General features: G+C 72.3%; 20 protein-coding genes and 1 tRNA gene. 16 read left to right on the plus strand and 5 right to left on the minus strand.

The annotated features are described in order from the left end of the window. Positions 1-1296 carry an MFS transporter gene (locus PKE79_RS00155; protein ID WP_271172173.1) on the minus strand — a complete coding sequence of 432 codons (1296 nt, stop codon included), beginning with the start codon at positions 1294-1296 and terminating at the stop codon, positions 1-3. Positions 1297-1336: 40 nt separating this feature from the next. On the opposite strand from PKE79_RS00155, the gene prfB reads away from it, so the two are divergent. The 5 genes from prfB to serA all read left to right on the plus strand — a co-directional run bounded on the left by prfB (position 1337) and on the right by serA (position 8376). Continuing rightward, on the plus strand, positions 1337-2446 hold the full coding sequence (gene prfB, locus PKE79_RS00160) for a peptide chain release factor 2 (protein ID WP_271171640.1): 1110 nt from the start codon (positions 1337-1339) through the stop codon (positions 2444-2446). Positions 2447-2547: 101 nt separating this feature from the next. Further along, complete coding sequence (locus tag PKE79_RS00165) at positions 2548-5772, plus strand: lamin tail domain-containing protein (protein WP_271171641.1); 3225 nt, start codon at positions 2548-2550, stop codon at positions 5770-5772. Between the two features lie 17 nt (positions 5773-5789). After that, positions 5790-6296 carry a DNA polymerase III subunit gamma/tau gene (locus PKE79_RS00170; protein WP_271171642.1) on the plus strand — a complete coding sequence of 169 codons (507 nt, stop codon included), beginning with the start codon at positions 5790-5792 and terminating at the stop codon, positions 6294-6296. Positions 6297-6301: 5 nt separating this feature from the next. Continuing rightward, positions 6302-6649, plus strand: coding sequence for a bacitracin resistance protein (locus PKE79_RS00175; RefSeq protein WP_271171643.1), 348 nt, complete (start codon positions 6302-6304; stop codon positions 6647-6649). A 134-nt stretch (positions 6650-6783) separates the two neighbouring features. Continuing rightward, positions 6784-8376, plus strand: a complete 1593-nt coding sequence (gene serA, locus PKE79_RS00180) for a phosphoglycerate dehydrogenase (protein WP_271171644.1) — start codon at positions 6784-6786, stop codon at positions 8374-8376. Between the two features lie 51 nt (positions 8377-8427). On the opposite strand, the gene PKE79_RS00185 is transcribed toward serA, so the two are convergent. Continuing rightward, the gene (locus tag PKE79_RS00185; protein ID WP_271171645.1) at positions 8428-8970 is read right to left on the minus strand and encodes a TetR/AcrR family transcriptional regulator; all 543 of its coding nucleotides are present in this window, start codon (positions 8968-8970) and stop codon (positions 8428-8430) included. 101 nt (positions 8971-9071) lie between these two features. On the opposite strand from PKE79_RS00185, the gene PKE79_RS00190 reads away from it, so the two are divergent. From PKE79_RS00190 to gltX, 7 genes are all read left to right on the plus strand, one after another. Then, positions 9072-10601 carry an MFS transporter gene (locus tag PKE79_RS00190; RefSeq protein ID WP_271171646.1) on the plus strand — a complete coding sequence of 510 codons (1530 nt, stop codon included), beginning with the start codon at positions 9072-9074 and terminating at the stop codon, positions 10599-10601. 40 nt (positions 10602-10641) lie between these two features. Beyond that, positions 10642-11694: a 3-isopropylmalate dehydrogenase gene (locus tag PKE79_RS00195; protein ID WP_271171647.1), complete on the plus strand. Its 1053-nt coding sequence runs from the start codon at positions 10642-10644 to the stop codon at positions 11692-11694. 31 nt (positions 11695-11725) lie between these two features. After that, a complete protein-coding gene (locus tag PKE79_RS00200) occupies positions 11726-12820 on the plus strand; it encodes a branched-chain amino acid aminotransferase (protein ID WP_271171648.1) in 1095 nt (364 codons plus the stop codon). Positions 12821-12908: 88 nt separating this feature from the next. Then, on the plus strand, positions 12909-14948 hold the full coding sequence (locus PKE79_RS00205) for an acyltransferase family protein (protein WP_271171649.1): 2040 nt from the start codon (positions 12909-12911) through the stop codon (positions 14946-14948). Positions 14949-14957: 9 nt separating this feature from the next. Then, positions 14958-15722 carry a fumarylacetoacetate hydrolase family protein gene (locus PKE79_RS00210; protein ID WP_271171650.1) on the plus strand — a complete coding sequence of 255 codons (765 nt, stop codon included), beginning with the start codon at positions 14958-14960 and terminating at the stop codon, positions 15720-15722. Position 15723: 1 nt separating this feature from the next. Then, positions 15724-16977, plus strand: coding sequence for an MFS transporter (locus PKE79_RS00215; protein WP_271171651.1), 1254 nt, complete (start codon positions 15724-15726; stop codon positions 16975-16977). A gap of 42 nt (positions 16978-17019) precedes the next feature. Then, the gene (gene gltX / locus PKE79_RS00220) at positions 17020-18528 is read left to right on the plus strand and encodes a glutamate--tRNA ligase (protein WP_271171652.1); all 1509 of its coding nucleotides are present in this window, start codon (positions 17020-17022) and stop codon (positions 18526-18528) included. A 16-nt stretch (positions 18529-18544) separates the two neighbouring features. Here the strand turns inward: gltX and PKE79_RS00225 are convergent, their stop codons facing one another. Together PKE79_RS00225 and PKE79_RS00230 are read right to left on the minus strand one after the other, a co-directional pair. After that, complete coding sequence (locus PKE79_RS00225; protein ID WP_271171653.1) at positions 18545-19327, minus strand: alpha/beta hydrolase; 783 nt, start codon at positions 19325-19327, stop codon at positions 18545-18547. Further along, on the minus strand, positions 19311-19847 hold the full coding sequence (locus PKE79_RS00230; RefSeq protein WP_271171654.1) for a quercetin 2,3-dioxygenase: 537 nt from the start codon (positions 19845-19847) through the stop codon (positions 19311-19313). The genes PKE79_RS00225 and PKE79_RS00230 overlap by 17 nt, the downstream gene beginning before the upstream one ends. 111 nt (positions 19848-19958) lie before the next feature. Between PKE79_RS00230 and PKE79_RS00235 the strand changes: the two genes are divergently transcribed. Both PKE79_RS00235 and PKE79_RS00240 read left to right on the plus strand, forming a co-directional pair. Continuing rightward, a complete protein-coding gene (locus PKE79_RS00235) occupies positions 19959-20837 on the plus strand; it encodes a LysR family transcriptional regulator (RefSeq protein WP_271171655.1) in 879 nt (292 codons plus the stop codon). Between the two features lie 89 nt (positions 20838-20926). Further along, a tRNA-Gln gene (locus PKE79_RS00240) sits at positions 20927-20998 on the plus strand. Between the two features lie 96 nt (positions 20999-21094). On the opposite strand, the gene PKE79_RS00245 is transcribed toward PKE79_RS00240, so the two are convergent. Then, a complete protein-coding gene (locus PKE79_RS00245) occupies positions 21095-21853 on the minus strand; it encodes a hypothetical protein (RefSeq protein WP_271171656.1) in 759 nt (252 codons plus the stop codon). Between the two features lie 148 nt (positions 21854-22001). Here PKE79_RS00245 and PKE79_RS00250 point away from each other — a divergent pair, with 148 nt between their 5' ends. Both PKE79_RS00250 and PKE79_RS00255 read left to right on the plus strand, forming a co-directional pair. Beyond that, positions 22002-22247 carry a hypothetical protein gene (locus PKE79_RS00250; protein WP_271171657.1) on the plus strand — a complete coding sequence of 82 codons (246 nt, stop codon included), beginning with the start codon at positions 22002-22004 and terminating at the stop codon, positions 22245-22247. A 9-nt stretch (positions 22248-22256) separates the two neighbouring features. Beyond that, on the plus strand, positions 22257-22721 hold the full coding sequence (locus PKE79_RS00255) for an NUDIX domain-containing protein (RefSeq protein WP_271171658.1): 465 nt from the start codon (positions 22257-22259) through the stop codon (positions 22719-22721). Positions 22722-22751 lie beyond the last annotated feature (30 nt).

The following is a 22751-nucleotide window of genomic DNA, read 5'->3' on the forward strand; positions in this document are numbered from 1 at the left end:
TCAGTCGCGTCGCGGGGCGTAGCGGGGCACGTAGCGCACGAACGCCGCGGCGCCGACGAGGCCCACCACACCGACGAGACCGGTCGCGACCGAGAGCGAAGCGGCGGCCGTCACGGCCGACACGATGAGCGGCGTCAGGGCCGCGCCGCCGTCGGTCAGCGTGCGCCACGCGCCGAGGAACGGCGCAGGGTCGCGCTCGGGGGCCACGTCGGCGCCGAGCGTGAGCAGGATGCCCGACGACAGGCCGTTGCCGACGCCGATGACGAGCGCGAGCACGCCGAACCACAGCACCGCGCTGTCGAGGTCGTGGGTGAACGCGAGCGCGCCGAAGCCCGCGCCCATGAGCAGGAGCGCGGGCACCGCCGCCCAGAGGCGGCCGAACCGGTCCATGACCTGCCCGCTCACGTAGAAGAGGGAGAACTCGACCGCTCCTGCGACGCCGACGACGAGGGCGAGGGTCTGCGAGTCCAGGCCGATCGAGACGCCCCACAGCGGCAGCACGGCCTGGCGAGCCGAGCGCACGGCGGCGAGCGACGCGGCAGCGGCTCCCAGCCGGGCGAGCACCCCGCGATGGCGGTGCATGGTCCGCAGAACGCCGATCCGCTCGGTCGCCGGGATGGAGCCGGTCACCGGCTCGCCCGTGTCCTCCTCGTCGAGATCGGCGCGCGCGTCGGCCCGCTCGCGCGCGGCGAGGCGATCGGCGATGAGCGCCTTCTCCTCGGGATCGGGTCCGAAGGCGACGAGCGCCGCGACGCCGAGCAGGCAGACCGCGAAGAACCACACCGAGGCGATCTCGTCGCCGAACAGGGCGAGCAGGCCCGCCGAGACGAACGGGCCCGTGAATCCGCCGAGGCGGAACGAGCCGCCGACGAGGGCGAGCGCGCGGGCGCGGTGCGCGTACGGCACGCGCGTCGTCATGAACGTGTGGCGGGCCACCGCGAACGACGACGCGCAGAACCCGATGAGCAGCACCGAGAGCCCCAGCAGGGCGATGTGAGGCGCGAGGAGCATCCCCGCGATGCCCACGAGCGACGCGAGCGACGCGATGAGCATCGTGCGCCGCTCCCCGGCCTTCGACACGAGCCAGCCGGCGGGGATGTTGCCGGCGAGCTGACCCACGACGATCGCGGCCGACACGAGCGCGGCGACCGCGAGATCGGCGCCCAGGTCGGCGGCCAGCGCCGGGAGCAGCGGAAGGATGGCTCCCTGGCCGAGCGAGTAGAGGGCCGTCGGCCCGTAGACCATGGGCGCATACCGCCGGATCGGATCGAACGGGGCGTCGGCAGTCGAGGGCATCGGCTTCCACGTTACGCCGAGCAGGATAGGCTGGAGCGTCATGCTTGAGTTCGATCCTTCCGCCGAGATCCAGGCGCTGCGCTCCACGTTCGCGAACATCCGAGAGGTGGTCGACGTCGACAGCGTGCGCGCGGACATCGCGCGTCTCGAGAAGGAGGCGTCGGAGCCCGGCCTGTGGGACGACACCGCGAACGCCCAGCGCGTCACGAGCGCGCTGAGCCACCGCCAGTCCGAGCTCGCGCGCATCGAGGCGGTCGAGCGTCGCCTCGACGACCTCGAGGTGCTCGTCGAGCTCGCCAACGAGATGGGCGACGAGGACTCCGTCGAGGAGGCGCGCAAGGAGATCACCGACCTCGAGCGCGTCATCGGCGACCTCGAGGTGAAGACCCTGCTCGACGGGGAGTACGACGAGCGCGCCGCGGTCGTGACCATCCGCTCGGGTGCAGGCGGCGACGACGCCACCGACTTCGCCGAGATGCTCATGCGCATGTACCTGCGCTGGGCAGAGCGTCACAAGTACCCCGTCAAGGTGATGGACACGTCGTACGCCGAGGGCGCCGGGATCAAGTCGGCCACGTTCGAGGTCGACGCGCCGTACGCCTACGGCATCCTCTCGGTCGAGGCCGGCACGCACCGCCTCGCGCGCATCAGCCCGTTCGGCTCCGCCGACAAGCGCCAGACGAGCTTCGCCGCGGTCGAGGTCATCCCCGTCATGGAGGAGGCCGTCGAGGTCGAGATCCCGGAGAACGACATCCGCGTCGACGTCTTCCGCTCGTCGGGCCCCGGCGGCCAGTCCGTCAACACGACCGACTCCGCCGTCCGCATCACGCACATCCCGACGGGAATCGTCGTGTCGATGCAGAACGAGAAGTCGCAGATCCAGAACCGCGCGGCGGCCATGCGCGTGCTCCAGACCCGACTGCTGCTGCTGCAGCGCGAGGAGGAGGCCGCCAAGAAGAAGGAGCTCGCCGGAACGATCACGGCGAGCTGGGGCGACCAGATGCGCTCGTACTTCCTCTACGGACAGCAGCTCGTGAAGGATCTGCGCACGGGCTTCGAGGTCGGCAACCCCGCGACCGTCTTCGACGGCGACATCGACGGCCTCATCAACGCGGGCATCCGCTGGCGCAAGCGCAAGATCGAGGACTGATCGCCGCGGGCTGACGCCCGCGCCCGGGTGGTCTCCGCGCGTTCACACGCCGCGCGCACGACGGTCGCCGTCCGTTCACCGCGGGCGGCGACGCTCATCGCGTGACGCGCTCTCGTGCCCTCCGCCGGAACCGCTCCCTCGCTCTCCTCGCGCTCGCCGCGGCCCTCGTTCCCGCGTGCGCGACGCCCGCGCCATCCGGTGCCGTCGCCGCGCCGACCGACGGCGACATCGTCATCGACGAGGTGGGCGCCGGGACGCCGGACGACCCCGCCGCGAGCTTCTTCGAGCTGCGCAATCTGTCGCCGCACGCGGTCGACCTGAGCGGATGGCGCGTGCACCGCTGCACGGGCGACGGCACGCGCCTCGCGGAGGCCGACCACGAGGTCGACCTCGCTGGCGTCGTCCTCGAGCCCGGCGAGCGGATCACGGTCGGGACGGGCGTCGACGCCGACGTCGCGATGCGCGGGCCCTTCTCGACCGAGGGGTACGGGCTCGTGCTCGAGGATGCGCGGCGGCGAGCCGTGGACGCCTTCGCGGCGTATCCGTCCGAGCCGTGGCCGACGCAGAGCGAGTGCAGCGCGTCCGGCAACGTCCCGGATGCGCTCGGGGCCGCGCTCGACGAGAGCTGGCAGCGGGTCGGACGCACGGGCGACCTGGCCGCCGACTTCGTGCGCACCCGCGCGACGCCGCGTGAAGCCGCCGCGCCCGCCGTCGAGCCGGCCGAGCCGCGGGCGCTCATCTCGGAGGTCGCGAGCGCGGGCCCCGGCGGCCGTGACGACGACCTCGTCGAGCTGCGCGCCGTCGCCGACGTCGACCTCTCGGGCTGGGCGCTCTACCGCTGCACGCGCACGGGCGCGCTCACTCCGGAGACGCTGCAGGCGCGGTTCGCGGACGGGACGGAGCTGCGGGAGGGCGAGCGCCTGGTCGTGGGCGGCCCGGGATTCCGCGGCGACGTCGACGTGCGGACGACGACCTCGCTCGCCGACACCGTGTCGGGCGTGCTCCTCGTCGATGCCGAGGGCGCACGCGTCGACGGCGTGAGCGTCTCGAACCACGCCGACACGGCCTGCCAGACGGGCGACGCGAAGCTGCCGTCGGTCCTCGACCACCTGCGCGGCGAGAGCTGGCAGCGGCACGAGGAGACGGGGGAGTTCCTCATCGCCCCGCGCACGCCGGGTCGCGAGAACGCGACGGCCGACGACCGCCTCGAGATCGCCTTCGCGTACGGCGACCCCGGCGTCGCGCTGAGCGAGGTCGCGACCGACCCGGAGCTGCCGAGCGCCGAGCGGCACAATCTCGTCGAGCTCGCGAACTACGGCGACGCCGTCGTCGACCTGAGCGGATGGCGCATCCGCGCGTGCGCGCCGGACGGCTTCCGCGAGCGGACGCCGCTCATCGAGGTGCCGGCCGGCGTCCGGCTCGCACCCGGGCAGACCTGGCTCGCGGCGCTCGAGGGCACCCGCGCCGCGCAGGGCGCCGACGCGGTGTACGCGACGGCCCTCGGCTACCAGGGATCGGGCGTGTGGATCGAGGACGCTGCCGGAGAGCGCGTCGACAGCGTCGGCATCTTCCACCGCAACGAGCAGGACGCGTCGAACGACGTCGTGAGCCCGTGCACGAAGGGGCTCGCCCTGTCGACCTTCGGAGTCGACCGCCTGGCCGGCGAGACCTGGCAGCGCGTGGGCTTCACGGGCGACGATGCGAACGACTTCCGAGGCGGGCCGTCGAGCCCGGGCGCGCTCGACCTCCACGACGAGACGCCCGTCGGAGAGCTCACGGCCGAGGCTGCGCTCCGGATCGCCGCGGCCACGCCGGCCGATGGCGCACGGGCCGCTCGCGCGGTCGCGGCAGCGGCGGATGAGCCGCAGGCCGTCGACGGCATCGATCCGGTCGTCGCCCGCGCCTTCACCGGAGCGAGCGAGGGCGGGGCCCTCACGGCCGAGGCGGCGGCGGGGGAGCGGCCCGCCGCGCTCGAGACGGCGCGGCTCGCGGCGAGCGACGACGGATGGGCGCACCCCTACGTGCGGTTCGAGCTCGCGCGAGCTGCCGACGGGACGGCCACCTGGTCGGGCGAGGTCGCCGGTCCGGCCCCCGCGCGGCTCTCGGCATGGGCCGACGGGCGCTGGCACGCGGTCGACGAGGAGGCCGCCGCTGACGACGGCACGGTGACGCTCTCCGGCACGCTGCCCGAAGGGACCACCGGCCTGCTCGTGCAGGTCGTGCCGAGCGGCCCCGCCATCGCGGACGCCGCCGACGGTCTCGCCGCTCCCGGCACCTACGACTTCGCCGTGAGCCACCTCACCGACACGCAGTACCTCAGCGAGGCCCACCCGGAGGTGTACCGCGAGCAGACGGCGTGGATCGCGGCGAACGCCGGGCCGCGCGACATCGCGTTCGCCGTCCACACCGGCGACCTCGTCCAGAACTGGGTCGACCCCGACCAGGGCGAGGAGCGTGCGCGTCGCGAGTTCGCCGTCGCGTCGGCAGCCCAGGGCGAGCTCGACGCGGCGGGCGTCCCGAACAGCGTCCTCCCGGGAAACCACGACAACAAGCGCGGAGCGACGAACGATCTCTTCAACGAGCACTTCGGCCCGCACCGCTACGCCGATGCCCCCTGGTACGGAGGGTCCATCGCCCCCGATGACGGCAGCGCGAACTGGACCTCCTTCACCCGCGAGGGCGCGGAGTTCATCGTGCTGTCTCTGCCCTACGCGTACGCCGAGCGCGAGCTCGCGTGGGCGGAGCGCGTGATCGCGGAGCATCCGCGCGCGAACATCATCGTCGCGACGCACGAGCATCTGCTCCCTGAGGACGCGAGCGGCTCGGCCGAGCGGGCGACCGAGAACAGGTGGGTCTCGCGCGCCGACGAGCTGTGGGAGCGCATCGTCGCCCCGCACCGCAGAGTCGTCCTCGTGCTGTCTGGCCACTATCACGGGCTCGCCCGCATCGAGACGGATGACGCGGGCGGCATCCCCGGCCACGACGTCGTGGAGATCCTGGGCGACTACCAGGAGTTCCGCACCGAGACGGGGATGCGCGCGACCGGCTTCCAGCGGCTCCTCCAGGTGTCGCTCGCGACCGGAGAGATCGCCGTCGACACGATCTCGGTGACCCTCGGGGAGCACGCGAGCGCGCCGTTCGACTACCCGCAGGCGGTGGCCGACGACGGCCGCGAGACCACGCTCGCCGCGGATCGGCCGTGGCGGATCGTCGAGGCCGGCGTCCAGGGGCGCTACGACGTCGCCGACGACGACTTCCGCATCTCCGTCGGCCTGCAGTACCCGAAGGGGCTCGCCACGAGCGGCCTCCGCATCGCGGCGCCGTGAGCCGATAGCCTGGGCTCATGCTGTCCCGCGACGATGACGCCCTCCGCTGGGAGGGCGACGACGACCCCACGCTCGACGCGCGCTCCGAGACCGCGGCCGAGCCCGGCGAGCCGTCCGAGGCACCCGTCCTGCCGGAAGGGTGGCGCGCCGTCGGTGCCGGCAGCGAGACGGTTCCCGAGGACGATGCAGTCGAACCGGCCCCGGCGCAGGGACTCGGGAACGTCGCCCTCGTCTCCCTCGGGCTGCTGGGCGGCGTCTACCTCTTCTGGACGATCGGATGGGTGCTCGGCACCACCCGCCTAGCGGCGTGGGTGCAGTCGGGCACGGACGCCGTTGCCGACGTCATGTTCCAGGCGAGCATGTGGCTCGCGATCGCTACGCCCGTCGCCTGGTTCGCGGCGGTCCTCATCCTGACCCGGCGCGCGGCGACCTGGAAGCGCATCGTGCTCCTGCTCGCGGGCGCCGTCGTGCTCGTGCCATGGCCGTTCCTCATGTCCGGGTCGTTCATCGTGGTGGGAGGGTGATGCGCATGGCCGTCGAGACCTCGAAGAAGCCCACGCCCGTCTGGATCGTGTCGACCATCGCCGGTGCGTTCGGGCTGCTCTACGCGTACGCCGTGTGGAGCGGCGTGTCGTACCTCGTGCTCTACGCGCAGATCGCGAGTCAGTACGGCACCTCGCTCACGCCTATGGCGGCCGTCGTTCTCGTCCTCGCCATTGCCGTCCCAGTGGTGCTCTTCTTCGTCGCCCTGTTCGCGGGGATGCGCCGCGGCGGCGTGACGCTCGCCCTCCTCCTCGCAGGCGGCCTCATGCTCACCGCCGTTTTCTGGATGAACGCGCAGGCGTACACCGCGTCGACCGCGTTCCTCGCTGTCTGAGCGTCATCTTCCGACGCCCGCGTCGGGTCGTGCCGCCGGCTCCGATAGAGTGGTCGCCGTCGCGCCCCCACGGCGTGTGGCGCGTCGAACCCGCTCCCGCGCGCCCGCGCCCATCCGCATCGAAGGATCCATCCGTGCCGAAGCCCGTCGTGCTCATCGCCGAAGAACTCTCTCCCGCAACGATCGAGGCGCTCGGCCCCGACTTCGACATCCGCAATGTGGACGGCACCGACCGCCCCGCGCTCTTCGACGCGCTCGCGGACGCCGACGCCATCCTCATCCGCTCGGCCACGAAGGTCGACGAGGAGGCCCTGGGCCACGCGAAGAAGCTCAAGGTCGTCGCCCGCGCCGGCGTCGGCCTCGACAACGTCGACATCAAGGCCGCCACGACCGCCGGCGTCATGGTCGTGAACGCGCCGACGTCGAACATCATCTCGGCCGCCGAGCTCACGTGCGGTCACATCCTCAGCCTCGCCCGCCACATCCCGGCGGCGCGCGCCTCGCTGGGCGCCGGGGAGTGGAAGCGCAGCAAGTACACGGGCGTCGAGCTCTTCGAGAAGACGCTGGGCGTCGTCGGCCTCGGCCGGATCGGCGCCCTCGTCGCCGCGCGGATGCAGGGCTTCGGGATGCGCGTCGTCGCATACGACCCGTACGTCACGAGCGCGCGCGCCCAGCAGCTGGGCGTCGAGCTGCTCAGCCTCGACGAGCTCGTCGCGCAGGCCGACTTCCTGACGATCCACATGCCGAAGACGCCCGAGACGACGGGCATGATCGGCGCCGAGCAGCTCAAGGCGATGAAGCCGACGTCGTACGTCGTGAACGTCGCGCGCGGCGGCCTCATCGACGAGGACGCGCTGTACGAGGCGCTCGTCAACGGCGAGATCGCGGGCGCCGGCCTTGACGTCTTCACGAGCGAGCCGCCGACCGACACGAAGCTCACGGCCCTGCCGAACGTCGTCGTCACGCCGCACCTCGGGGCGTCGACGTCGGAGGCGCAGGAGAAGGCCGGCATCTCGGTCGCGAAGTCGGTCAAGCTCGCGCTCGAGGGCGACCTCGTGCCCGACGCCGTCAACGTCGCCGGCGGCGTCATCGACCCGTTCGTGCGCCCCGGGATCGCGCTCGTCGAGAAGCTCGGCCAGGTCTTCAGCGGTCTCGCCACGTCGGCGCTCACGAGCCTCGACATCGAGGTGCGCGGCGAGCTCGCCGACTACGACGTGAGCGTCTACCGCCTCGCCGCGCTCAAGGGCATCCTGTCGAACGTCGTGAGCGAGAACGTCTCGTACGTGAACGCCCCCGTCTTCGCCGAGCAGCGCGGCATCGAGACGCGCCTCATCGTGGAGAAGGAGAGCCCCGAGTACCGCAACCTCACGACGCTGCGCGGTGCGCTGTCGGACGGCACGGTGCTCACGGTCGCGGGGACGCTCGCCGGCACGCGGATGGTGCAGAAGATCGTCGGCATCAACGGCCACGAGATCGAGGTGCCGATCGAGAAGCACCACATCGTCATGCTCTACACCGACCGCCCCGGCATCGTCGCGGTCTACGGCCAGAAGTTCGGCGAGGCCGGCATCAACATCGCGGGCATGCAGATCGCGCGCCGCTCGGCCGGCGGCCAGGCCCTGTCGGTGCTCACGGTCGACTCGCGCGTCCCCGAGGACCTGCTCGCCGAGGTCGGCGAGGCGATCGAGGCGTCGGTCATCCGGCAGATCGAGATCGCCGAGGCCTGACCCCGGCGCACCGAACGCCCCCGCCCATCGGGCGGGGGCGTTCGCGCGTGCTCAGGCGCGCGTCGCCCCCTCGACGAGGCGGATGAGCGCCTCCAGCGCCTCGCCGGTGGGGACCGGGCTCGGAACGTCGTTGAGCAGAGCGGAGTTCACGTACAGGCCGTCGCTCAGCAGGAGCACGAGCTCGAGGGCGGCCTCGTCGCGCACGTGCGGGCGGATGGCGTCTGCCCACGCATCCCGGAGCTCGGCGAGGGCGCCGCGCGCGAGGGCGTTGCCGCCGTGCGCGAGGCGGCCGACCGCCGAGATCGCACGGTCGAACGGCCCGCCGACGTGCGCGGAGGTCGCGATGTAGTACCAGATCGGGCCCTCGGGTGCGTCGTGCAGGGCCGCCATGTCGTCGGCCGCGAGCAGCCGGAGCCGGTCGACGAGGCCCGCATCGAGCGCGTCGCGCGAGCCGAAGTGGTAGAGCAGACCGCCCTTGGACACGCCCGCTCGGCGCGCGACCGCCTCGAGGGTCGCCGCCCGCTCGCCCTCCTCGAGGAGGATGCTCTCGAAGGCGTCGAGGACCTTCTCTCTGGCGCGGGGCGGGCGGCTCATGCAGACGAGCCTCTCACACGGCGCGCGCTGCCCAGGGCGTGCACAGCCATGGCAGTTACTGTACCATCTGGACGGTACAGTAATTGAGACAGGCGGATGAGATGACGACCGGCACGACGACCCAGCCCACGACGACGCAGCGCGCCGGATGGCGGGCATGGGCCGCGCTCGCGGTGCTCATGCTCCCCGTGCTCCTCGTGTCGATCGACAACACGATCCTCAACTTCGCGCTGCCCGCCATCGCGAAGGAGCTCGAGCCCACGAGCGCCGAGCAGCTCTGGATCATCGACGCGTACTCGCTCGTGCTGGCGGGGCTCCTCGTGACGATGGGATCGCTCGGCGACCGGTTCGGGCGCCGCCTGCTGCTCCTCACCGGCGCGATCGGGTTCACGGTCGTCTCCGTCCTCGCGGCCTTCGCACCGACAGCCGGATGGCTCATCGCGGCGCGCGCCGTCATGGGCCTGTTCGGCGCGACCCTCATGCCGTCGACCATGTCGCTCCTGCGCTCGCTGTTCCCCGAGCGCAACCAGCGGCGCATCGCCGTTGCCGTGTGGGCCGGCATGTTCTCCGCGGGCGGGGCTCTCGGCCCGATCGTCGGCGGCTTCCTCATCGAGCACTTCCCGTGGCAGAGCGTGTTCCTGCTCGCGGTGCCCATGCTCGTCCTCATGCTCGTGCTCGCCCCGCTCTTCGTGAGCGAGAGCCGCGATCCGAACCCCGGCCGGATCGACCTCCCGAGCATCCTGCTCTCGATGCTCGCGCTCGCGCCCCTCGCCTACGGCATCAAGGAGATCGCCGTGCACGGTCTCGCCGGCGGCGCTCCCGTCGTCATCGGCGTCCTGTTCGGATGGCTCTTCGTGCGCCGGCAGCTGCGGATGGCGCAGCCGATGCTCGACATGTCGCTGTTCGCGCGGGCCGGGTTCAGCGGCTCGATGCTCGTGAACCTCTTCAGCGTCATCGCGATGGTGGGCTTCCTCTACTTCGTGTCGCAGCATCTGCAGATGATCGTCGGCCTGAGCCCGATGATCGCGGGCCTCGCGCTCCTGCCCGGCGCCCTCACCTCGATCGCCGGCGGCTTCATCGTCACGCCGATCGCGCGGCGTGTGCGCGCGTCGATCGTCATCCCGTCGGCGCTCCTGCTCTCGCTCGCGGCGTACCTCATCGTGGCGCTCGTCGGCGCACACGACGTCGGGATGCTCGTGCTCGGGTTCGCGCTCCTCGGCGCGGGGATCGGCGCGGCCGAGACCGTGTCGGGGGAGCTCATCCTCGCGAACGCTCCCGCGGAGAAGGCGGGCGCGGCGAGCGCCGTCTCGGAGACCGCGTACGAGCTCGGCGCCGTGCTCGGCACATCCATCCTCGGCGGCATCCTCACGTGGTGGTACCGCTCGACCCTCGTCGTGCCGGAGGGGATCCCCGCGGAGCTCGCGCTGCATGCCGAGGAGACGCTCGCCGGAGCGATGAACGCCGCGGACTCCGTCGGGGGAGCGGCGGGAGAGGCGCTCCGGTCCGCGGCGGCGACCGCGTTCGACGGCGGCGTGACGATCACGTCGCTCATCGGCGCGGGGCTCGTCGTGCTCGCGATGGCGATCGCGGCGACTACCCTGGGAGGACGCCGGGAGCACGCGTCGCACTGACCGGAGCCCCGGCGGATGCCGAGACATCCGAAGGAGAGCAATGCCCCGCGTCGTGAAACTGGCCGTCATCCCCGGTGACGGGATCGGCCCCGAGGTCATCGCCGAGGCCGAGAAGGTGCTCGACGCCGTCACCGCGGGCGGCGACGTCGTCTTCGAGAAGACCCGCTTCTCGCTCGGAGCGGGCCGCTACCTCGAGACCGGCGACACGCTCACCGACGACGACCTCGACGCCATCAAGGCGCACGACGCGATCCTCCTCGGCGCGGTGGGCGGCACGCCCGGCGACCCGCGGCTCGCGGGCGCGAACATCGAGCGCGGGCTGCTCCTGAAGCTCCGCTTCGCGCTGGACCACTACGTGAACCTCCGCCCGTCCAAGCTCTACCCCGGGCAGGACGGCCCGCTCGCCGAGCCCGGCGACATCGACTTCGTCGTCGTGCGCGAGGGCACAGAGGGTCCGTACGTCGGCAACGGCGGCTCGATCCGCCAGGGGACCCCGCACGAGGTCGCGAACGAGACGAGCGTGAACACCGCGTTCGGCGTCGAGCGCGTCGTGCGCTACGCGTTCGCGCTCGCCGAGCGCCGCAGCCGTCGCCTCACGCTCGTGCACAAGACGAACGTGCTCGTCAACGCGGGCCGCCTGTGGCAGCGCATCGTCGACGAGGTCGCGCGGGAGCACCCGGACGTGGCCGTAGACTATCTGCACGTCGACGCCGCGACGATCTTCCTGGTCACGAACCCGGGTCGCTTCGACGTCATCGTCACCGACAACCTCTTCGGCGACATCCTCACAGACCTGGCCGGCGCCGTCACCGGTGGCATCGGACTCGCAGCCTCGGGCAACATCAACCCCGACGGCGACTTCCCCTCGATGTTCGAGCCCGTGCACGGCTCGGCCCCCGACATCGCGGGCACCCAGCAGGCCGACCCCACAGCGGCGATCGGCTCCATCGCCCTCCTGCTCGACCACCTCGGCCTGCAGGACGCGGCCGATCGCGTGTCGCGCGCGATCGAGGACGACATCGCCGCCCGCACGGGCGAGAAGCGCTCGACCGCCGAGATCGGCGACGCGATCGCGTCTCGCCTGAAGGCCTGACACCCACCGACGCGCAGACAGGAATCCGCACATGACGACCACCGACACCACGCTCCCGTCTCTCGACTTCGCGGTCACGAAGAACCTCGCCGCCGTCTCGCCCGCCCAGCGCGCCGAGCTGCTCGAGAACCCGGGCTTCGGCACGATCTTCACCGACCACATGGTCGACATCTGCTGGTCGGTCAAGGGCGGCTGGCACCGTCCGCGCGTGCAGCCCTTCGGTCCGATCAGCCTGTCGCCCGCCGCCGCCGTGCTCCACTACGCGCAGGAGATCTTCGAGGGCCTCAAGGCCTACCGCCACGCCGACGGCGGGATCTACACGTTCCGGCCCGATCAGAACGCGCGCCGCATGCAGCGCAGCGCGCGCCGCCTCGCGATGCCCGAGCTTCCGGAGGAGTACTTCCTCCAGTCTCTGCGCGAGCTCATCGCGGTCGACGGCGCCTGGGTGCCCGAGAAGGCCGACCAGACGCTCTACCTGCGCCCGTTCATGTTCGCGAAGGAGGCGTTCCTCGGCGTCCGCCCCGCGCACAAGTACACGTACTGCCTCATCGCGAGCCCCGCCGGCTCGTACTTCACGGGCGGTGTGAAGCCGGTCAGCATCTGGCTGAGCGAGAACTACGCGCGCGCCGCGAAGGGCGGCACGGGCGCCGCGAAGACCGGCGGCAACTACGCCTCGAGCCTCCTTCCTCAGGCCGAGGCGTACGAGAAGGGGTGCGACCAGGTGGTCTTCCTCGACGCCGACGGGAACGTCGAGGAGCTCGGCGGCATGAACATCGTCTTCGTGAAGAAGGACGGCACGCTCGTCACGCCGGCGTCGGACAGCATCCTCGACGGCATCACCCGCAACTCGCTCCTCGAGCTCGCGGCCGACCGCGGCCTCGCGGTCGAGCGCCGCGCGGTCTCGCTCGCGGAGTGGCGCGACGGCGTCGCGTCGGGCGACATCACCGAGGTGTTCGCGTGCGGCACGGCAGCGGTGGTCACGCCGATCGGCGCGCTCAAGGGCGAGGGCTTCGAGGACGCCCAGCCGCTCGGCGAGCTCGGCCTCTCGCTGCGCGAGGAGCTCACCGACATCCAGTACGGGCGCCGCGAGGACACGAAGGGGTGGCTGTACCGCCTCGACGCCTGAGCGCCCGCTCGCCGCGACGCCCGCCCGGGATGCCCGGGCGGGCGTCGCGCATCACCGTCCGTTCACCTGCGGACGGCACCCTGTCGGGATGATGCGCCGCGCCGGGTTCCGTCGAGACATCCAGGGGCTCAGGGCCATCGCCGTGCTGGCCGTCGTGACGCAGCACGCGGGCGCGACCTGGGCGCCGGGCGGCTTCATCGGCGTCGACGTGTTCTTCGTCGTGTCGGGCTTCCTCATCACCGGCCTCCTCGTGCGCGAGCTGGCGGAGACCGGCCGCATCGACCTGCCGGCGTTCACGGCGCGCCGGGCGCGCCGCATCCTCCCCGCGGCGCTCGTCGTGGTCGTGCTCACGGTCGTCGGCGCGTACGGGATCGTCTCGCCCCTCCGGCGGGAGACGCTCCTCGCCGACGCGGTCGCCTCGGCCCTGTTCGTGCCGAACTACGCGTTCGCCGTGCGCGACGCGGACTACTTCGGCGACGAGACGCCGTCGCTCTTCCAGCACTACTGGTCGCTCGGCGTCGAGGAGCAGTGGTACCTCGTCTGCCCGGCTCTGCTGCTCGCCGCGTGGGCCGTCGGCCGCCGACTAGGGGGCCGGCGCGGTGCGCGCGGGGCGGTCGCCGTCGCGCTCGGGATCGTCCTCGCGGGATCCCTCGCCGCGGTCGTCGCCCTCACGCCCGTGTCGCAGCCGTGGGCGTTCTTCGCGCTCTGGACGCGCATGTGGGAGTTCGCCGTCGGCGCGCTCATCGCGCTCGTGCCCGCCGCCGCTGTCGCGCGCATCCCCGGACTCGTGCGCGCCGCGCTCGGCTGGGCGGGCCTCGCCGGCATCCTCGCGGCGATCGCGCTCATCGGAGAGTCCTCCGCGTTCCCGGGCGTGCTCGTGCTGCTGCCGGTCCTCTCGACCGGCGCGGTCATCCTCGCGGGGATCGGGCAGGACGCGCCCCCGCGGGGGAGCGCGGGTGCCGTGATCGGCAACCGGCCGTTCGTCTTCGTCGGCGAGATCTCCTTCTCGCTCTATCTCGTGCACTGGCCGCTGATCGTGGCCGGCGCACTGCTGGCGCCCGGCCTTCCCTGGCTTCCCGCGGCGCTCGGCGTCGCGAGCATCCCCGTCGCGTGGGCCCTGTTCCGGCTCGTGGAGCAGCCGACGCGCCGCGCGCGGGTGCTCGTCGATGCACGGCCGCGTCGGACGCTCCTCGCGGCGGCGGGCGCGACGGCGGCCGTCGCGCTGGCCGCAGGGACCGCGCTGGCCGTGGCGCCCGAGCCCGCGCTCGCGACGCAGACGCGGGTCGCCCACGCCGAGCCGGCCGTCCCTCCGGAGGTCACGCCCGTCGTCCCGGCCAACCTCGAGCCGGGGCTCGCGGACGCTCCCGACGACGAGTCGGAGGTGTACGACGACGGATGCAACCTCGGCTATCAGGAGGAGCGCCCGCGCCCGTGCTCCTTCGGCGAAGGGGACGAGCGGATGGTCCTCTGGGGCGACTCGCACGCCGCGCACTGGGTCCCGGGGGTGCTCCGCGCCGCGGAGGAGCGGGGGATGGCGCTCACGACGCACACCAAGAGCCGCTGCTCGTCGGCGCTGGCGCGCCACGTGCTCGACGGCAGCGCGTTCGGTGCATGCGACCGCTGGCGCAGCACGGTGCTCGACGAGCTCAGGGAGGACCCGCCGGAGGTCCTCGTGCTCGCCAACTACGCCGACGAGGAGGTGCCGGACGGCATCGACGCAGAGCAGGCGTGGCGAGACGGGCTCCGCGAGGTCGTGGACGCGCTGCCCGAGACGCGCGTGCTCCTCCTCGCCGACACGCCGGATCTCGGCACGAGCCCGCTCGACTGCCTCGCGATGAACCTCGAGCACGCGGCCGTGTGCGCGGTTCCCGAGTCGGAGGCCGTCCGCGGGGCAGGACGCGACGCGGTGAGGGAGGTCGCCCGCGAGACGCGCGCGGAGGAGATCGACCTCCTGCCGTACTTCTGCGCGCCCATCGACGGCGCCCCCTCCGAGGAGCCCTCCTGCGCGCCCATCCTCGGCGGGCTGCTCGTCTACCGCGACTCGCACCACCTCACGGCGACCTTCGCGGAGGCGATGGGCGGCGCCCTGGCCGAGGCGATCGACTCCGCGGTGGACGGTCGTGGATAGGCTGGCAGGGTGAAGATCGCGCGGTTCAGCCACAACGACGCCATCACCTACGGGATCGTCGACGGGTCGGAGCTCGTCGTGCTCGCGGGAGACCCGCTGTTCGCGGGGTTCGAGACCACGGGAGCGCGCGTTCCGGTCACGGACGTCGCGCTGCTCGCGCCGGTCATCCCGCGCTCGAAGGTCGTCGCGGTCGGGCGCAACTACCGCGATCACGCCGCGGAGCTCGGCAACGACGTCCCCGCCGAGCCGCTGCTGTTCCTCAAGCCGAACACCTCGGTGATCGGGCCCGGCGACGCGATCGTCCGGCCGCCGCAGAGCTCCGACACGCAGTACGAGGGCGAGCTCGCGATCGTGATCGGGCGCATCGCGAAGAACGTGCGAGCGGAGGACGCCCTCGATGTCGTGTTCGGATACACCATCGCGAACGACGTCACGGCGCGCGACCTGCAGCGCAGCGACGGGCAGTGGGCGCGCGCCAAGGGCTTCGACACGTTCTGCCCGATCGGGCCCGCGATCGAGACCGAGTTCGACCTCGCGCAGGGCTCCCTCACGACCCGCCTCAACGGCGAGGTCGTGCAGGAGGCCCCGCTGTCGGACATGATCTTCGACGTGCCGACGATCATCGCGCACGTGTCGGCGGCGTTCACGCTCCTCCCGGGCGACGTCATCCTCACCGGCACGCCGGCGGGAGTCGGCCCCTTCCAGGCCGGCGACACGGTCGAGGTCGAGATCCCGGGCATCGGGCTGCTGCGCAACACCGTGCGCGACGCGTGACATGACCGCCGTCACGGCTCCCGAGGAGGTCGCGCGGATCCAGGGCCGCGTCGTCCGCGTACTGGCGCTCGGCCAGGTCCTCGGCGGCGTCGCCTTCGGCGCCACCGTCTCGCTCGGGGCCCTCCTCGCCGCCGACATCTCCGGTCAGGAGTCGCTGTCGGGGTTCGCGACCGCGTCCGTCACCCTCGGGGCCGCGCTCTGCGCCATCCCGCTCGCTCGACTCGCCGCCGCGCGCGGCCGCCGCACGGCGCTGACCCTGGGCAACCTCTTCGCCCTCGTCGGCATCGCGATCGTCGTGACGGCGGCGGCCCTGCGCGTCTTCCCGCTCCTCCTCGCGGGGGTCGTGCTCATCGGCGCGGGCAACGCGGGCAATCTGCAGTCCCGGTTCGCGGCGACCGACCTCGCCGCGGGCGAGCGCCGCGGACGCGACCTCGGCACGGTCGTCTGGGCGACGACGGTCGGCGGCGTGCTCGGGCCGCTGCTGCTGACTCCGGGAGAGGCGCTCGGCCGGCTCGTCGGCATGCCGCCGCTCACCGGCGCATACCTCTTCTCCATCGTCGCGCAGGCGGCCGCGCTCATCCTCTACCTCGTCGCGCTGCGCCCCGATCCGCTTCTGCTCGCCCAGCGGATCTCGCGCGACGCCGCGGGAGGCGCGGCGCCGCCGGTCGACGCGGACCGCCCCCTCGCGGCGCGCTATGCGATGTTCGCCGTGGCCGCGTCGCATGTCGTCATGGCGTCGGTCATGGCGATGACGCCCGTGCACCTCCAGCACCTCGCGCACGCCGGGCACGGCGGGGCCGCGGGCGCGAACGAGGCCGTGACCCTCCTCGTCGGCACGACGATCGCGCTCCACGTCCTCGGCATGTACGGGCTGTCGCCCGTGTTCGGCTGGCTGGCCGACCGCTGGGGCCGCGTCGCCGTCGTCCTCCTGGGGCAGGGGGTCCTCGCGTGCGCGCTGCTGCTGGCGACCTTCGGGTCCGACGTGCAGGGCATCGTGATCGTCGCGCTGTTCCTGCTCGGGCTCGGCTGGAGCGCGGCCACGGTGGCGGGCGCGGCGCTCCTCACCGAGAGCACGCCGGTCGACCTCCGCCCGCGGCGGCAGGGGATCGGCGACACGCTGATGACCTCGTCCGCGGCGGTCGGCGCCGTTCTCGCGGGCGTCGTCCTCGGGCAGTGGGGCTACGGGGCGCTCGCGCTCGTCGCCCTCGTGCTCGTCGCGCTCACGACCGTGCTGTCGCCCCTCGCGCGGCGCTGAGCGCTGACGGGCCACCGGGCGCCGCGAACTAGACTGGACGGGATGTCTGCTCCCGATCCCCGCACCACGACCGCCACCGGCGCCGACGTGCGCGTGCGCTTCTGCCCGTCGCCCACCGGCCTCCCTCACGTCGGCCTCGTCCGCACGGCCCTGTTCAACTGGGCCTACGCCCGTCACCACGGCGGCAAGCTCGTCTTCCGCATCGAGGACACCGACGCGGCCCGCGACAGCGAGGAGAGCTACCAGCAGCTCCTCGACGCGCTGCGCTGGCTGCGCATCGACTGGGACGAGGGCGTCGAGACCGGCGGGCCGCACGCGCCGTACCGGCAGTCGCAGCGGCATGACATCTACCGCGAGGTGCTCGACAAGCTCATCGCCGCGGGGCTCGTCTACGAGAGCTTCTCGACCGCCGAGGAGATCGACGCCCGCAACGAGGCTGCCGGCCGCGCCAAGCAGCTCGGCTACGACAACCACGACCGCGACCTCACGGAGGAGCAGAAGGCCGCTTTCCGCGCCGAGGGCCGCCAGCCCGCGCTGCGGCTGCGCGTTCCCGACGAGGACCTCACGTACGTCGACCTCATCCGCGGCGAGGTGACCTTCCCGGCCGGCTCGTTCCCCGACTTCGTCATCGTGCGCCCGAACGGCGTCCCGCTGTACACGTTCGTGAACCCCGTCGACGACGCGCTGATGGGGATCACCCACGTGCTGCGCGGCGAGGACCTCATGCCGTCGACGGCCCGTCAGCTCTCGCTCTACCGCGCGCTCATTGACGCGGGCGTCACGACCTTCATCCCGCGCTTCGGGCACATGCCGCTCGTCCTGGGCGACGGCACGAAGAAGCTCTCGAAGCGCGACCCCCGCGCCGACCTGTTCCTGCAGCGCGAGAAGGGCATGATCCCCGAGGGGCTGCTCAACTACCTCGCGCTGCTCGGCTGGTCCATCGGCCCCGACCGCGACGTGTTCTCGCTCGAGGAGTTCGTCGCCGCGTTCGACATCGAGGACGTCAACCCGAACCCCGCGCGCTTCGACCAGAAGAAGGCCGAGTCGATCAACGGCGACCACATCCGGATGCTCGCGCCCGACGACTTCGCCGAGCGGATCGTGCCGTATCTCGCGCAGGCGGGCCTCGTCGACGCGACCCCGACCGACGACCAGCGCGCGCTGCTCGCGAAGGCCGCACCGCTCATCCAGGAGCGCCTTCCGCTTCTGGGCGACGCCCCCGGCCTCCTCGGCTTCCTCTTCTCGGACGAGGTCGCGTACGACGACGATGCGCTCGCGGGGCTTCCCGAGAACGCGGGCGTCGTGCTCACGGCGTGCGTCGGGGCCCTCGAGGTCGTGCCGGAGGCGGAGTTCACGGCGCAGGGCATCCAGGACGCGCTCAGCGGCGCGCTCGTCGAGAATCTCGGACTCAAGCCGCGCGTGGCCTACGGCCCGCCGCGCGTCGCGATCACCGGGCGCCGGGTCTCGCCGCCGCTGTTCGAGTCGATGGAGCTGCTCGGCAAGGCCGAGTCGATCCGGCGCCTGAGCGCCCTCGTCCAGAAGCTCGGCTGAGCGGACGCGCGCCGCGTCACCCGGTGACGCGGCGCGCGAAGGCGAGCGCGGGGGACAGGACGTCGTCGGGGTCGTCGAGCCCCTGCCACAGGTGGCCCGCCCCCGGCACGAGCTGCAGCGTCGCGTCGGCGCCCGCGGCCACGAGCGCGGCGTGCAGCGCCTCGCTCTGCGCGGCGGGCACGGCCGTGTCGTCGATCCCGTGCGCGATGTGGAACGGCGGCGCGCCGGGCGCGACCTGACGCGCGGGGCTCGCGGCACGCGCGCGCTCGGGGAGGTCGGCCACGGCGCCGCCCAGCAGCGCCTCCTCGCGCGTGGGGTGCTCATCCGACGGCGCAGGCGCGGGGAACGAGACGAGGTCGCTCGGGCCGTACCAGTCCACGACCCCGCGCACCGCGCCATCCGAGAGCCCCGCGAGCGCCGCGAGGTGCGCGCCCGCCGACTCGCCCCACAGGACGATGCGCGTCGCGTCGACCGCGAGCGCGCCCTGGTGCTCGCGGAGCCACGCGAGCGCTGCCGCGACGTCGTCGAGCGGCGCGGGGAACACCGCCTCGCCGCTCAGACGGTAGTCGATCGAGGCGACGGCGAACCCGTCGGCGACGAGTCGAGGGAACCCGTGCTCGGGGGCGAACGTCGGGCACATGACCCGGCGGCTGCCGACGCGCCAGCCGCCGCCGTGCACGAACACGATGAGCGGGGCGCCGTCGGCCTCCGGTCGATGCAGGTCGAGGGAGAGCGGCCGGAACCCGGGGCGCGTCGCGTAGACGACGTCGCGCAGCGTCCGCTCAGTCGAAGAGCTCATAGCCCTCGACGAAGTTGACGTCGTACTGGGCGCCCGCGGCCGCCATCCGCTCGAACGGCGGGATGTGGAAGCGGTCGGGCTCGGGGATCCCGGGGATGTCGGTGGGGGCGCCGACCGCGCGGAAGAAGTCGGTGAAGGGCGCGCTCGTGACGCCGAAGATCCTGCCCGTGCGCTCGATGCGATACGAGTGGACCGTGCCCTTCGGAACGAACCCGAAGCCGCCCGCCTCGAGGATGCGGGTCTCGCGGAAGCCGTTGCGGTCATCCATCCAGAGGCGGATGGCGCCCTCGAGCACGAAGAAGGTCTCGTGCGTGAGCGCGTGGTAGTGCGCGGGCACCGGACGCCCGGGCCGTCCCTCCGTCACGAACGCGTCGAACTGCCCCTCGTTCTGCGTTCCCGTCGTGAGGAGCGTGAAGAGCTGGTCGAACATGACGAGCTTGTCGCCCTGCACCTCGTCGAGGAAGTACGGGGCGGGCGCACCGGGCAGGGCGCTCGGGATGGCGGGGGCGGTGTCGGACACGGACGACCTCCTTGTCGAGGGGGAAGGAACGGGTTCAGCCTCGCGCGGAGCCCGGGCGTGCGTCCACGTGGAAGAGGCGCACGCGCATTAGCCGCGGGCTAACATCGAGCCATGAACGTGTCGGCGACGCAGCTGCGCTACTTCGTGACGGTCGCCGAGCACCTGCACTTCGGCCGTGCCGCGGCGGCCCTCCACATCTCGGGCCCCACGCTCAGTCAGCAGATCGCGCGCCTCGAGTCCGTGGTCGGCGCGCGGCTGTTCGACCGGACGCCGCGGTCCGTAGCGCTGACCGAGCGCGGTCGGGCGTTCCTCCCGCTCGCGGTGGAGGCGGATCGCGCGCATCGTGCGGTGGAGGCGTGGGCGTCGGAGTCGGCAGGGGGTGGCACGCTGCGCGTCGGCGTCGTCGCGGCTGGCGCGGGCCCGATCGTGAGCCGTGCGCTCGCCGAGCTCGTGGCAGCGGACGCCGACCTCGACGTCGAGCTCGTGCGCCTGGGCTTCTTCGCGGGGGCGCAGGCCCTGCGCGACGGCGTCGTCGACGTCGTGATCGCCCCACCGTCCGGCGCGAGGGAGGACGGGGTCTCGTCTGAGCAGATCGCGACCGAGCCGCGCGTGCTCGTGCTGCGCGACGACCATCCGCTCGCGGCACGCGACAGCGTCAGCATCGCGGAGACCGACGACCTCCCGTTCGTCGTGGTCGGAGCCGCGGAGGGGCCGGTGCGCTCGTGGTGGCTGGTCGACCCGCGGCCGAGCGGCGTGCGCCCGCGCGTCACCGCTGTCGCCGACGACGTCGAGGGTCTGCTGGAGCTGTGCGCCGCGGGGATCGGCGTGAACATCGCGGCGGCCTCCGTCGCGACGCACTATCGGCGCCCGGGGATCGTGTGCGTGCCGATCGTCGACATCGATCCGGTGCCCATCCTCGCGAGCCGGCGGGCCACCTGCGTCTCGGCCTCGGTCGACGCGTTCCTCGAGGTCGCACGCCGCGTCGCGTGAGCGACACGCCATGGGGAACGCCCCGGTTTGGACGCCCTCGCCGGTTCGGGTAGAGTAGACCCTCGGTACGGCCCAGGCCGGAAACCTCTTGGGGTATGGTGTAATTGGCAACACGGCTGATTCTGGTTCAGTTGTTCTTGGTTCGAGTCCAGGTACCCCAGCTCTGAAGAACCCCCGCTCCGGCGGGGGTTTTCTTGTACGCGGCGGTGTCGATCTGAGCTGCAGGCCGCGCAGGAACTCACTCCCTCGAGCCCCGCTCAGACCACGGGGAAGCCGTCCGGCTCTCCCACGCATCCGCCGAGCCAGGACGACATCGCGTAGTCGCATCCGACGTCGGTCGCGGCCACAGGCGTCCAGACCGTGTAGACGAGATAGGAGCTTGCGGTCAGCGGCTCGTCGACGTCGACGGTGGTGTGCGCCGTGCGCGGCCCGCCAGGAGCGGCGAGCATGCAGCGATCCGGCTCATCCTCGGGCGGTGTGCCGTCTGGGTCAATCCACCACAAGTCCGGGGTGTACGCGTCGGGGCCCACGGCACCGGCGTCAGGGGTGAGGACGTCGAAGATGAGCTCGCTGCACGTCGGGTCGCCCGCGGTGTGGCCTCCGAGCCATGCGGCGACGGATGCGCCGTCTGTGAGCTCATCCGGCACAGGGTAGAGCTCGATGCTCCGCAGCGAGCATTGCTGCGAATAGAACATCACGATGTCCTGTTCGCCGTCGCCGTCGCTGTATTGCGGTGCGAGCGAGCAGGACACCTCGGTCCAGGAGCGCACGGGAGCGCCGAGCTGTTCGAGCGGGGCACGGAACTCTTCCCGCTTCGCGAGCAGCGTGTCGCGCTCGGCGGGAAGGCTGTCGACGAGCTGGTGGGCATTATTCGTGTGGATGATCCGCAGAATCGGCCCCGGAGCGAAGGCGACGAGCCCGACGAGGATCAGGACGATGAGGGTTCCCGTGAGTCGGCGACGCCGCGGCGACCACGGCTCCGTTTCCGGCGTGTCTGGTTCCGTCGGCTCCTCCATGCCCTTCACGATATCGAGGCGCTCCGCCGGCGGGCTCGGACGCGTCTCGCAACCGAGTGTCCATGCGCGGAGTTCGGCGGGCTACGGCAGACGCAGGTCGAGGACGACTTCGAAGAGGGAGATCGTCTGTGCATCGTACGGTGGAGCGATGAGCACCGTGATCGAGGTCGAGGGAGAGACGTTCCAGGTCGACACGCGAGAGCAGCCGGGCGGACAGCGCTGCGTTGATTTCAGGTGGCTCACCGGGCCCGCCGACGGCACCTATGGCTTCACGGTGTCCGGGTTGCCGCTGGATCGGATCGAGGAGGAGGCCGCCCGCTTCGTGCGTGCATTCTTCGCGGAAGACGGCATCGGACCCGCCGACTTCCCGGACTTCGTCGCCGGTCGTGCCTAGACTCCGTGCATGCCGATGTCGGACTACGTCGCCTCGATCCGCTCCCGCATCGGGACCGATCTCCTGCTGCTTCCCGGCGTCACAGCGGTGATCCGCGACGATGACCGCTTCCTGCTGGCGCGGCATCGTCACTCGGGGCTCTGGAGCCTGATCGGCGGCGGTGTCGAGCCGGGGGAGGAGCCGGCCGCGGCGCTGCTGCGCGAGGTCCTCGAGGAGACCGGTGCGCGAGTCCGCGTCCGCGGCATCGTCGGCGTCTACGGCGGCGAGCCCATGATGGTCACCTATCCGAACGGCGACCAGGTCGGCTATGTGACGACCGCGTTCGACTGCGAGCTGCTCTCCGCGGCGACCCCCGACCTCGAGGAGCTCCTCGAGCTGGGGTGGTTCCCGCGGGACGCGATCCCATCGCTCCCGCGTCGCGACTGGATCGACCGCGTCATCGCGGACGCGCCCGGCGGCTCCGAGTCATCCTGAGCGTGAAGCGCCCGACGCCGCGGTGCGCGT

The sequence above is a fragment of the Microbacterium barkeri genome (assembly GCF_027921765.1).
GTDB classification, from domain to species: Bacteria; Actinomycetota; Actinomycetes; order Actinomycetales; family Microbacteriaceae; genus Microbacterium; species Microbacterium barkeri.